This window comes from Acidovorax sp. KPB24-07 (assembly GCF_057543315.1).
In genome coordinates this window covers 1-12,083 of sequence record NZ_BAAJYS010000107.1, presented here as the reverse complement: position 1 = coordinate 12,083, position 12,083 = coordinate 1, and the positions used below count along the sequence as shown (strand labels likewise).

Below are 12,083 nucleotides of genomic sequence, written 5' to 3'. Positions count from 1 at the left end.
GGGGCTGCAAGGTGGCGGGGAGGGGGGAGGGCGAAGGCATGGCGGTGGCAGGGAAAGGCGTGGCCGGAAAGTAGGGGGACGCGCGATCAAGGCCTGGGCCGCCCGCGGGGGCGTCCCCAGGCCCTCAGCGCTTGGCGAACTCGATGATGGCCCGGTAGAAGCGGTCGGAGCCGTCCTTGGTGTTGTCCGGGCCCAGCTCCATGCGGTTCACGCCGTTTTCGGCGCTGCCCTTGAACCGGTTCGGAATGACGGAAAAGTAGTATGGGCTGATGAACCGCGCGCCGCCGGCGTAGTGCGACTGCATGGCCGCCAGGTGGGCGCCGTCGCGCTTCCACTGCTGCGGATTGAATTCCGGCACGCCGTAGTCGGCGATCTTGCGTTCGGCCAGGAACCCCCGCACCCAGTCGCTGTCGGTGGCGCCGCCATACAGGTTGATGCCGTGCTTCCAGGGCAGCGAGCCGTGCAGGGTCTGGTCCGCCGCGAAGAGCTGCGGGTTCCAGGAGGAGTTCACGTTGGGCACGATCTGGTGGGAGTACAGCTTGTCGGCCGGCAACCCTTCGCTCGAGGCGATGCGGTGGAACTCGCCCAGCAGCCGCGCCACCTGCTGCTCGCGGTAACGGTTCCAGTCCCGCGCCAGCGGATTGAACAGCACGCCCTGCTGCGGCTTGGGCAGGTCGAGCCACGAGCGCACGCCGGGCAACTCGCTCGCGGCTTTCATGCCGAAGACCTCCGGCGGGCGGCGGTTGGGCGGTGCCACGCGGCGGTCGCGCGGCATCACCGTGAATTCGGTCTGCGCCACCTCGAAGCGCGCTCCGCCCACGCGCGCCACGATCTGCGCCATGTGCTTGCCGGGGCGCAGGGCGCTGAAGTCCACGTCGGTGCGAAAGCCCACGTTCGGCGTGGTGACCTCGTCCAGCGCGCGGTACACGTCCAGCCGGTTGTAGCCGCGCGCCACCGGGCCGATGTAGCGCGCATCCAGGTACAGGTCGAGGCCGGTCACGCGGCCTGCGGGGTCCCACAGCCAGCCGGAGAGCGGCAGGGTGCCGTCGGCAAAGGCGTCGTAGTGCTCGCCCAGGCTGCTGGCCGGCTCGCGGCTCACATCGTGCGACGGGGCGGGAACGGTGTTGAACGCGGCGTAGGCCGTCCCGGCCTGCCGGTTCAGCGCCGCGATGCTGCCGTACTGCCTGGCCAGGTAGGCCTGGAAGCCCGCCACCGAGGCCGGGCTGTAGTCGGTGGTGCGGATGTTCTGGTACTCGCCCATGCCGTGTTCGAAATCGGGGAACAGGTGGTGCAGTTCGCCCGCGAGCGTGATGGCGACGATGCGCTGCTGCTGCTCCGCAGGCAGGGCCTTGATGCGCCGGGCCACGTAGCGCAGGGCCTCGTAGCGGTAGCGGTTGACCGGAATGCTCGCATCCGTCTCCAGCGTGTAGGGCGCGATGCGGTAGCCGAAGTAGCCCAGTTCCAGCGGCTTGCCCCCGGGCAGTTGCATGAGGTTGCGCGGGTCTTTCTCCAGCTCGTCGGTCAGGGGGCCGGCGGAGTCGAAGTGGTCCCCGGCCAGGTACAGCACGACGGGGCGCTTCACATCGGCGACGAGCTGCAGGAATTCATCGACCCGCGCCGTGTCGATCTCCCAGCCCGTGGCGGTCCTGCGGTACAGCGCCAGCAGCTGGAGCGTGGACGTGAAGCCGATCTGCACCTGACCCCGCGGGCCGCCGGGCTCCAGTGTGTCGAGCAGGCGGTTGATCGCTGCCGCGCCCGTGCGCTTGCGCGCGCGGCACAGATCGATGGCGGCTTCGTAGGTCTTGATCCGCGGGTCGCTGGCGGCCTCGTCGCACACCATCGTGCCGACGATGGTCGGGGCGACGATGAACGGCGCGCGCGCCGGGCGGGGGGCGGTGTCCGCGTGCGCAGCGGCTCCCAGCAGGGACAGTGCCGCCGCCAGAATCCGGTGAGCGTTGAAAAAGCGCATGGCAGAGTGTCCGTCAAGGAAAAGAACTGCAAGGCCATGTCCGGCCGTGCAGAAGGGCCCCGGTGGGGGCTGGGAAAAAGCGGAGCCTCAGGGTGGGCTGAGCGCTTTTTCCCGGTAGAAACGTCCTTCGCTGGCCTCGTACAAACCCAGCTCGCCGAACTGCATGCGCGTGCCCGGCTTGCAGTGGAACTCCATCGTCAGGCGCCCTGGCGGGCCGGGCATCACCAGCGGCATCGTGCCCCAGGTGATGTCCTGTCCGGCCTTCAGTCCGTCCAGGCGCACGAGGCTGGCGCGTGCGGCACCGTCGGGCCGGGTGTAGCCCACCCACAGGCGCTGGCACTGGCCTTCCAGGCGCTCCAGCGGCAGCCGCAGGATGGAGATGCCATCCATCTTGAAGGCCTTCGCGCGCCACTCGACCAGGGCTTTCCCGGACGCCATGGGCACCTCGGCCGCGAACGGGTCGCCCTCCCACCCCTGGGTCTGGACCGTGCCAGGCTCGGCCATCTGCAGCAGCACGGGGTGCCCGAGGCTCAGGTCGGGCATGAGCGGCGCGCTGGCGCGCAGGTGGTAGTAGCCCAGCCCGATGCCCGCCACGATGGTGACCAGGGCGCCGCCCAGGGCCATGCCCCGGCGTGGCTGGCGCCACAGCATCGCCACGCCTTGTGCGGCCAGCAGCACGAACAGGATGTCGAGCGCGCTGATGCTGTAGCGCGGGTTGTAGAGCACCGGCACATGCACCGCGCACTGGTAGGCCGCGGCGCCGGTGGCCATCCACACCATCAGGTGCCGGCGCCCGCCCCACGCACCCAGGCACGCCAGGATCACCAGCACCACGCGCCAGGACCGGTCGTTCATGACATGGCGGTCCAGGTGCGCGCGGCTGAAGAACAGCACGGCACCGAGCTTTTGCACGTACATCTGCGCCAGCACCGGGAAGGGCGTTTCGCGCAGCATGGTCTTGGCCACGGCCATCAGGCGGCGGTCGCCCTCGATCGAAAGGTGCCCCTGTCCGTCCGTGATGGTGGACTCGTCATGGACCAGTCCGAAGTACGGCGGCTCGTAGCCGGACAGCACGGGGTTGCTGCCGAAGTACAGCGCCGCGCCTGTGCCCGTGGCGACAATGGGCCGGCCGAATTCCTCGTTCTGCCGCGCCATGTAGGCGCCCACCAGCGCGAGGGCGATCAGGTGCACCGCCGCGATGCGCACGGCCGCGCCTCGTTGCGCGCCCTGCAGCTTGCGCGATGCGGCGAAGAACGCCACCACGGCGAACGGCAGCCAGTACATGTAGGTCCCGCGGGTCAGGGTGGCCGCGGCGAGGGCCAGGCCCGCCAGGACCACGGCGCCGATCCGCCAGCGCGCTGCGCGCGTACCGGCCGTGGTGTCTACCGCATAGGTGGTGGCCCAGAGCCACACGGCAACCAGGAACACGAAGGGCGCTTCGCCCATGAGGACCGCCCCGGCCTCCACCAGCATGTGGGGCAGCACGAACAGCCAGGCCGCGGCGGCGGCGGCCACGCGGCCGCCGATCTTGCGTGCGGCATCGAACGTGAGCACCAGCGCCACGAGCGAGATCGCGAGATTCGCCGCCTTCACGGCCACCGGGTCCGCCCCCGAAAGCGCCATGTAGACGACCGCGCCGGGCGCCACCTTGAGCATCTTCGGATCGCTGAACAGCTGCGCTGCATCCTCCAGCAACTGGCGCGCCAGCGGCAGGTAGGTGTGCAGCGAGTCGAACGGGATTTCCACCCGCGTGAGCACTTCCACCGTGCGCGCCGCGTAGAAGATGAGGGGCACGACCAGTCCCCACAGCATCCAGTGCAGGGTGGCGCGCTCGGACGGTGCGAGGGTGTGGCTGTCGTTGGGAGCGATGTGGCCTGGGGAGACGCTCATGGCGCGGCCTTCCCGGCTGGATCGGCGGCGGCATCGAGGTCGTCCGGATGCAGGTAGGTGCTCAGGGGCTCGGTGGGCACGCTGCCCACGTCGTAGTGCAGGAACGCCACCAGGAACTGGATGCCGATGAGCACCGGCAGCGCCGCCAGCATCACGGTGCCGCTCGTGGCCGGATGGGTGCCGTAGGCGCTGTTGATCCAGTGCATCGCCCCGAACAGGCCCCCCGCCAGCAGCAAAAGCATGCCGAAGAGGCTGTAGATGGAGCCCACGTTGAAGTCGCGCACGAGGTAGCTGTACACGTAGCGCCGGGCCAGGCGCGAGGCGTGCTTTTTCAGGAATTCGGGCAGGACCTTGCCGATCTTGAGGTTCGATTCTTCGTCCGCGTACACGGCGTCCATGGGCACGTCGCGCACCACCGCCCGCAGCGTGTTCAAGCGGAACAGCATGTCGGTCTCGAAGAAATAGCGGCGCTCCAGCTTGTCCAGCGGAAGCTCGCGCAGCACGCTGGTGTGGATGGCGGTGTAGCCGTTCGTCGGGTCCATGATGGACCAGTAGCCGCAGCTGAGCTTGGTCATGAACGACAGCACGGCATTGCCGAACAGGCGCATCCCGGGCATGCCGCGCACCGATTCGGGCCGGAAGAAACGGTTGCCCTTGGTGTAGTCGGCCCGGCCGTCCTGGATGGGGCGCACGAACAGCGGCAGCAGGCGGGGGTTCATCTGGCCGTCGCCGTCGATCTTGACCACGATGTCGATGCCGTCCGCGACGGCCTGGCGGTAGGCCGTGACCACGGCCCCGCCCACGCCCTGGTTCTCGGGGTTGAACAGCACCTGCACGCGCGGGTCGGTGCAGTGCTGCTGGACGAAGGCGCCGCTGCCGTCGGGGCAGGCGTCGTCCACCGCGTAGATGCGGGACACGCTGGCCGGAATCGTGCGGATCACCTCCAGCACATGCTGGGTGACCTTGTAGCAGGGGATGGCGACCGCGACGCTCATGGTGTGCTTCGTCATGCCGAAGCCCTCCCCGCCACGGCAATGCCTGCCAGGATCAGCGCGCCCCCGATGAAGGTCTGCAGATGCAGCGGCTCTTCCAGGAACAGCCACCCCAGCGCCGGCACGATCAGGAAGGCCAGGCCCATGAACGGATAGGCCAGGTGCAGCGGTGCGCTGCGCAGCACCCAGATCCAAAGCAGCGTGGTCACGCCGTAGAGCGCCAGGGCCACGATGAGCCAGCCGTTGAAGATCCAGTCGGTCAGCACCGGCTGGGCCGGCAGCATCATGGCGGCCTTCTTGAACAGCAGTTGCCCGAGCGAGATGCCGAGCACGCACAACAGGGTCAGGGACGTGAGTAAAAGGGACATGGTGAGAAGGCTGGGGGCGTGTCATGCCGACACGGAGCGGGCCGGGCCGGGGCGGCGCAAGGCGAAAGCGGGAAGCAGGGCCAGGGGCAGGGTGAAAAACGGCAGGAGGTAACGGTATTCGCCCGCTGTGGACAGCAGGAAGATGGCCACCAGCTGCACGGCCATGGGCAACGCCACGATCAGCAGGGGCAGGTCGCGCCGGGCGATGCCCCGGCACAGGGCCCACGCCAGCAAAAGCATGCCGAGCCAAGGGGTCCACAGCAGCCACCGCCATGCATGGCTGGCCTTTTGCAGGGCGATGAAGCGGCGCTCCACGCCGCGCAGGTCGAACTGGCGAAAGACCGACACCCCCTGCGTGCGCTGCAGCACGTAGGTGGCGTAGGTCACGGAGGGAAAGCCGCCCTGCGCGAGCGCGGCGGCCAGGAAGACGTTGACCCGGCTGGCGATGAAGTCGGGCAGGTTCTGCCAGAGGTTGTAGGTGAGGAATTCACGCACCAGCGCCTTCTGGTCCGGCTGCGGCAGTCCTTGCACCTGCGGTCCCTCGGGGTGGAAGACGAGCATGTCCCAGTACGCCGGGTCTGCATAGGCCTGCAGTTGCGGCAGGGGGCGGTAGCGCCCGAGCATCTCGATCGTCGCAGGCGACACCTTGGGCCGGTCCAGCACCCAGGGATCGTTCATGTGGGGATACTGGTCCCACAGGCGGTTCATGGCCCGGGGCTTGAGAAAGTTCACGGTCTCGAAGACCACCATGGGATAGACGGCTTCCTGTGTCCTGGACGGATGCAGCTGGTGGCCCGCGAACATCGCCGCGCACACCGCACCGATGACCGCCGCCAGCGTCCAGCGGCTGCGGCGCTCCAGCACCAGCAGCACGGCGACCGCCGGCAGCAGAAAGACGATGCCGTTCGGCCGGGCGAAGGCCGCGAAGGGCAGCGCCACGGCCACCATGGCCAGCGAGGCCGCGCCCATCGTGCGCTGGCGGGCGGCCAGCCACAGCTCGAACAGCAGGCCGCAGGACGCCACGGCGAAGATGCCGTCCGGGTACAGCGTGCCCATGAAGTAAATCATGTGCGGCGCCAGGCACACCAGCACCAGCACCACCGCGAAGCTCTTTCTCAGGCCCTGCCGCCAGTACCACGCGAGCATGCGGGCGAAGATCAGCGCGCACAGGCACAGCAGCACCGCCACGGGCACCTCCACCCGCCGCGTGCCTTCGTAGAACAGGCGCACGAAGTAGTACCAGAAGACGGTCTTGCCGGAGCGGAAGTCGCCTGCGCGCTCCACCTCCAGCAGGATGGAGACCGAGTCTTCCCCCAGGATGCCCGGCCAGAAGGCCATCAGCCAGGTGCCGTACAGCGCCATCAGGGCGCTCCAGATCACCAGGAACGGGGTGGCTGCCCGCCAGCCATCCCGCGGGGCGCGGACCGCGCGGGCAATGGACGGAGATGGCAGCGTCGCTCCCACGGCCGGGCGATGGTCTGCGCTCAACCGGCGGCCTGCAGCGCCAGGCCGGCGTGCTCGCGCAACGGGTGGAAATGGATCTTGGGAAACCGCTCCTGGGCCAGGCGCACGTCGTAGGGCGAGGTGCACAGGTAGGCCAGCGTGTCGGCTGCGTCGTGCGCGAGCCGCAGCGGGTAGGCGTCAGTGAACGCCCGCAGGTCGGCCGGGCTGTCGGCGGTGATCCAGCGGGCGCCGGTGTACTGGCAGCCCTCCAGCCGCACGTCGGCGTCGTATTCGGTCTTGAGGCGGTGCTGCACCACTTCGAACTGCAACTGGCCCACCGCGCCCAGCAGCATGGCACCGCCGGCGTCGGGCTTGAAGACCTGGATCGCGCCCTCCTCACCGAGCTGGGCCAGGCCCTGCTGCAGCTGCTTGGTGCGCAGCGGGTTCTTCAGGATGACCGTCATGAACAGTTCGGGCGCGAAGAACGGCAGGCCGGTGAACTGCAGGCTGGCGCCGTCGGTGATGGTGTCGCCCAGTTGCACGCCGCCATGGGTGGTGAAGCCGATGATGTCGCCGGCATAGGCCTCTTCCACCGCCTCGCGGCGTTGCGACATGAAGGTCACCACGCTGGTGGGGCGCAGTTCCTTGGCGGTGCGCTGCACCTTGAGCTTCATGCCCGGCGTGTACCGGCCCGAGGCCACGCGCACGAAGGCGATGCGGTCGCGGTGGTTGGCGTCCATGTTGGCCTGCACCTTGAACACCACGCCCGAGAAATTCTGGTCTTCGGGCTGCACGGTTTTCTCGACCGGCTGCTTGTTCACCTGCAGGCTGCTCAGGCGGGGACGCGGCGAGGGGGCCAGGTCCACCAGCGCATCCAGCACTTCCATGACCCCGAAGTTGTTCACGCCGGAGCCGAAGAACACCGGCGTCTGCTTGCCGGCGAGGAAGGCCTCGTGGTCCCAGGTGGGCGAGGCGCCCACGGCGAGCTCCATGCTCTCGATGGCGGCGTCGAATTCGCTGCCGAAACGCGCGCGCAGGTTGGCGGCGTCCGACAGGGGAATGGTCTCGAAGTCCTGTGGGCGGCGCTCGCTGCCCGACTCGAACACCGTCATGGCCTGCGTGCGCAGGTTGATGATGCCGCCGAAACCCTTGCCCTGGCCCACGGGCCAGGTCATGGGCACGCAGGGCATGCCCAGCTCGCGCTCGACCTCGTCCAGGATGTCCAGCGGTTCGCGCACTTCGCGGTCCATCTTGTTCACGAAGGTGATGATGGGCGTGTCGCGCTGGCGGCAGACCTCGATCAGGCGGCGCGTCTGCGCCTCCACGCCGTTGGCCGCGTCGATCACCATCAGGGCCGAATCGACGGCGGTGAGCACGCGGTAGGTGTCTTCCGAGAAGTCCTTGTGGCCCGGCGTGTCCAGCAGGTTCACCACGTGGTCGCGGTAGGCCATCTGCATGACCGAGCTGGCCACCGAAATGCCGCGCTGCTTTTCGATCTCCATCCAGTCGCTGGTGGCGTGGCGGCTGGCCTTGCGGCCCTTGACGGCGCCGGCGATCTGGATCGCGCCCGAGAACAGCAGCAGCTTTTCCGTGAGCGTGGTCTTGCCCGCGTCCGGGTGGGAAATGATGGCGAAGGTGCGGCGGCGCCGTGTTTCGGAGACGTAGGACACAGTGTTTTTTGGTGAGGGGCGCGGCGCACGCGGGTGGGCCGAAGTACGGGCGCCAGGGCCGGCGCGCTGGCGTGCCGCCGCGGAGGGCGCCCGCGGAAAAGTGGCCGTATTCTAATGGCGGCCCTCGTGCCGGACCTCGGTGGGACCGCCCCGGCCCGGCCCCGGGGCCGCCGCCTTGGCCCCTCGAAGGGGTCAGGGAGCCGCTTGGGGCGTCACGGGCGCCCGCCCGAACCACCGCTTGAACCGCAGCGCCGGCGATTCCACCAGATGCCAGGAGGCATAGCCTGCCACGGCGGCCAGCGCCACCGACAGCAGCAGGCTCGGAATGAACGCCAGATCGGGCCAGAGCGCATACACCGACTGCTGCACCGGACAGCCGTACAGATAGATGCCGTACGACGGGTCCCCGCCGCGCTGCAGGAAGGCCAGCGCGGGCACGTTCAGCGAGCCGATATGGATCAGCAGCGGCGGCAGCAGGAGCAGGCCCGCTGTGTGCTCCATCTGCAATCCGAAGAACAGCACGGCGGCCAGCGGCGTCAGCAGGAGCAGCAGCCGGCCGGAGCGGGCCTGGAATGCATCGCGGAAGACGGCGATGAGCGCGCCATAGGTGAAGTAGGCGGGGTATTCGAACCAGTGCTGCATCTCGCCTGTCAGGTCGGCATTGCGCGCGGTGAGAAAGAACGCGAGATAGGCCACAGCGGCGAGGCCGGCGAGCCAGCGAGACCGGAACACGCCCAGCAACCCTGCGCCTGCCAGCACCAGATAGCACAGGCTTTCTATCGGGATGGTCCACAAGGGCCCGTTCATCAGGTGCTTGATCGGGTTGTTTTCGAACACGCCCGGCAGGTAGGGGTAGTCCCTGATCAGCAGCAGGTTGCGAAAGTAGCCGAGCGTATCGGGGTGGGCCAGAAAGTCCGCGGCCGGCATCGAGTTGAAGAAGATCCCGAACAGAAAGACGTTGGTGAGCACGGCGAACAGCACCCCGGGCCAGATCCGCAGGAACCGCTTGGACAGGAACGCCAGCGCCTTGGGCTGGCGCAGCCAGCTCTGGGTGACGAGGTAGCCGCTGATCGTGAAGAACGTCATCACCGCCACGCCACCCACCATGTCGGAATGCAGCCAGGTGGGCGACGCGGTGTGCGTGATGTGGAAGTGGTGGCTGAAGTGGAAGTGGTGGCTGAAGATCACCGCGCTCGCCGCGCAGATGCGCATCAGATCGAACAGGTTGCCCCGGTGCTGTGTGGACATTGTCTCTGGGTTCTTCTGGCCCTTTGCGGGCGTATCGCTGGTTGTCTTGTTGTCAGGCCGGCACCTCGAATCCATGCCGGTCTCTGCTCTGTAGCGTGCCACGGTCGGCGCGCTGGCATGGGCGCGAAGCGCGATGTCCTTATAATCGCCGCTTTCCGAGGAGCGTTGCAGCGTCTTTACCCCCGGTGCCCGGTGTGCGGCAGGGACGCGAGGCTCGGATCATCATTTTGCAACGACGCTCGCCCACGCTTCTTGTGCGGTGAGTGAGCCATTCCCCTCCGATGCGTGGTTTTTACCTTCTTTACCGGAGAAAACCATGAGCGCAGTTCTCAAGCCCCAGGCCGACCAGGCCATCGCCGACCTTTCCCTTGCCGCATGGGGCCGCAAGGAAATCCGCATCGCCGAGACCGAAATGCCCGGCCTGATGGCCATCCGCGACGAGTTCGCGGCCAGCCAGCCGCTCAAGGGCGCGCGCATCACCGGCTCGCTGCACATGACGATCCAGACCGCCGTGCTGATCGAAACGCTCAAAGCCCTGGGCGCCGACGTGCGCTGGGCTTCGTGCAACATCTTCTCCACCCAGGACCACGCCGCTGCCGCCATCGCCGCCACGGGCACGCCGGTGTTCGCCATCAAGGGCGAGTCGCTGGAAGACTATTGGGACTACACCCACCGCATCTTCGACTTCGGTCCCAAGGGCAGTGCGGGCGAAGGCCCCAACATGATCCTGGACGACGGCGGCGATGCCACGCTGCTGATGCACCTGGGCCAGCGCGCCGAGAAGGATGCCTCCCTGGTCGCCGGCAACGGTGCCAGCGAGGAAGAGCGCATCCTGTTCGCCGCCATCCGCAAGAAACTGTCGGAAGACGCGACCTGGTACACCCGCAAGTCGGCCGAGATTATCGGCGTGACGGAAGAAACCACCACCGGCGTGCACCGCCTGAACGAGATGTCCGCCAAGGGCACGCTGCTGTTCCGCGCGATCAACGTGAACGACTCGGTCACCAAGTCCAAGTTTGACAACCTGTACGGCTGCCGCGAATCGCTGGTGGACGGCATCAAGCGCGCCACCGACGTCATGATCGCCGGCAAGGTCGCCGTGGTGGCCGGCTACGGCGACGTGGGCAAGGGCTCCGCCCAGGCGCTGCGCGCGCTGTCGGCCCAGGTGTGGGTCACCGAGATCGATCCCATCAACGCCCTGCAGGCCGCCATGGAAGGCTATCGCGTGGTGACCATGGACTACGCCGCCGACAAGGCCGACATCTTCGTGACGACGACGGGCAACAAGGACATCATCACCCACGACACCATGGTGAAGATGAAGGACCAGGCCATCGTCTGCAACATCGGCCACTTCGACAACGAGATCGACGTCGCGTCGATCGAGAAGTACGAATGGGAAGAGATCAAGCCCCAGGTGGACCACATCACCTTCCCGGACGGCAAGAAGATCATCCTGCTGGCCAAGGGCCGCCTGGTGAACCTGGGCTGCGGCACGGGCCACCCGAGCTTCGTGATGTCGTCGTCGTTCGCCAACCAGACCATCGCGCAGATCGAGCTCTTCACCAAGCCCGATGCCTACGAGGCCGGCAAGGTCTACGTGCTGCCCAAGCTGCTGGACGAGAAGGTCGCGCGCCTGCACCTGAAGAAGGTCGGCGCCATGCTGACCGAACTGACGGACTCGCAGGCCGCCTACATCGGCGTGAGCAAGAGCGGCCCCTACAAGCCCGACACCTACCGCTACTGATCGGGCGGGGCTTCGCGCCCCGGGGCGGCGGCCGGTGACTCCGGCCTGTCTGCCCTGTTTCGCTATAAAAATAATAGCTTCTTGCGCTAGATGAATATGCGCTGGAGGCCTTTTTGACTCTGAAAAGGACGGGCGCATGCGCGCAGACGTGTATCTGGTGGACAAGGGCCACGCCGCGACCCGGTCGCAGGCGCAGCGCCTGATCGCGGCCGGCGTGCAATGGCGGCTGGCACCCAGCCTGCCCTGGCACAAGGTGGCCAAGAACGGTGACGAGATTCCGGACATCGCCGAAGTGCAGTTGCTCGATCAGTCCGAGGCGCGCTACCTCTCGCGCGGCGGCCTCAAGCTGGAAGGCGCGCTCGTGTCCGCGGGCCTGGACGTGGCGGGCTGGCGCTGCCTGGACGTGGGCCAGAGCACCGGGGGCTTCACCGACTGCCTGCTGCAGCGCGGCGCGGCCCAGGTGATCGGCGTGGACGTGGGCCACAGCCAACTGCACGACCGCCTGCGGCAGGATCCGCGCGTGGTGGCCGTGGAAGGCGTCAACGCCCGGTCATTGACGGCCGCATCGTTGCAGGACGCCTGCGAGGACGCCTTGTCCGAGCAGGTCGAGCAAGACCCCGACGACAACGAGACCCAGCCCGAAGCGCCCTACGGCTGGATGCGCAACGGCGGCCTGATCGACGACGAGTACGACGACAGCGACGATGCCAAGGAACACGACGTCGAAGCCTTCAAGGCCGAGCGCTCGGCCCGGGC

The 12,083-nt window shown here is 67.8% G+C and carries 9 protein-coding genes and 1 riboswitch; of the genes, 2 read left to right on the top strand and 7 right to left on the bottom strand.

Annotated features, from left to right (window positions below; all coding sequences use genetic code 11):
* Positions 1-124 precede the first annotated feature (124 nt).
* From AC27IQ_RS12910 to AC27IQ_RS12880, 7 genes are all read right to left on the bottom strand, one after another.
* Positions 125-1,969 (bottom strand): hypothetical protein, encoded by a 1,845-nt coding sequence (locus tag AC27IQ_RS12910; RefSeq protein WP_284429746.1) that lies wholly within the window; start codon positions 1,967-1,969, stop codon positions 125-127.
* A gap of 87 nt (positions 1,970-2,056) precedes the next feature.
* Positions 2,057-3,859, bottom strand: coding sequence for a hypothetical protein (locus AC27IQ_RS12905; protein WP_487089705.1), 1,803 nt, complete (start codon positions 3,857-3,859; stop codon positions 2,057-2,059).
* The gene (locus AC27IQ_RS12900) at positions 3,856-4,869 is read right to left on the bottom strand and encodes a glycosyltransferase family 2 protein (RefSeq protein WP_487089704.1); all 1,014 of its coding nucleotides are present in this window, start codon (positions 4,867-4,869) and stop codon (positions 3,856-3,858) included. Before AC27IQ_RS12900 ends, AC27IQ_RS12905 begins: the two co-directional genes overlap by 4 nt.
* Positions 4,866-5,219, bottom strand: a complete 354-nt coding sequence (locus AC27IQ_RS12895) for a DMT family transporter (protein ID WP_284429749.1) — start codon at positions 5,217-5,219, stop codon at positions 4,866-4,868. Before AC27IQ_RS12895 ends, AC27IQ_RS12900 begins: the two co-directional genes overlap by 4 nt.
* A gap of 21 nt (positions 5,220-5,240) precedes the next feature.
* Positions 5,241-6,683, bottom strand: a complete 1,443-nt coding sequence (locus tag AC27IQ_RS12890; protein WP_487089703.1) for a hypothetical protein — start codon at positions 6,681-6,683, stop codon at positions 5,241-5,243.
* Between the two features lie 20 nt (positions 6,684-6,703).
* Positions 6,704-8,332, bottom strand: a complete 1,629-nt coding sequence (locus tag AC27IQ_RS12885; protein ID WP_284429751.1) for a peptide chain release factor 3 — start codon at positions 8,330-8,332, stop codon at positions 6,704-6,706.
* Positions 8,333-8,524: 192 nt separating this feature from the next.
* A complete protein-coding gene (locus AC27IQ_RS12880; RefSeq protein ID WP_487089702.1) occupies positions 8,525-9,580 on the bottom strand; it encodes an acyltransferase family protein in 1,056 nt (351 codons plus the stop codon).
* A gap of 151 nt (positions 9,581-9,731) precedes the next feature.
* Positions 9,732-9,828: riboswitch (S-adenosyl-L-homocysteine riboswitch) on the top strand.
* Positions 9,829-9,896: 68 nt separating this feature from the next.
* Here AC27IQ_RS12880 and ahcY point away from each other — a divergent pair.
* Together ahcY and AC27IQ_RS12870 are read left to right on the top strand one after the other, a co-directional pair.
* Positions 9,897-11,327, top strand: a complete 1,431-nt coding sequence (ahcY, locus tag AC27IQ_RS12875; protein WP_317353075.1) for an adenosylhomocysteinase — start codon at positions 9,897-9,899, stop codon at positions 11,325-11,327.
* A gap of 136 nt (positions 11,328-11,463) precedes the next feature.
* A partial coding sequence (locus AC27IQ_RS12870; RefSeq protein ID WP_487089701.1) for an SAM-dependent methyltransferase occupies positions 11,464-12,083 on the top strand: 620 nt, incomplete at its 3' end.

Coding starts and splice junctions, on each gene's coding strand:
- AC27IQ_RS12910 (WP_284429746.1), bottom strand. CDS start 1,969: ATGCGCTTTTTCAACGCTCACCGGATTCTGGCGGCGGCACTGTCCCTG.
- AC27IQ_RS12880 (WP_487089702.1), bottom strand. CDS start 9,580: ATGTCCACACAGCACCGGGGCAACCTGTTCGATCTGATGCGCATCTGC.
- AC27IQ_RS12895 (WP_284429749.1), bottom strand. CDS start 5,219: ATGTCCCTTTTACTCACGTCCCTGACCCTGTTGTGCGTGCTCGGCATC.
- ahcY (WP_317353075.1), top strand. CDS start 9,897: ATGAGCGCAGTTCTCAAGCCCCAGGCCGACCAGGCCATCGCCGACCTT.
- AC27IQ_RS12900 (WP_487089704.1), bottom strand. CDS start 4,869: ATGACGAAGCACACCATGAGCGTCGCGGTCGCCATCCCCTGCTACAAG.
- AC27IQ_RS12905 (WP_487089705.1), bottom strand. CDS start 3,859: ATGAGCGTCTCCCCAGGCCACATCGCTCCCAACGACAGCCACACCCTC.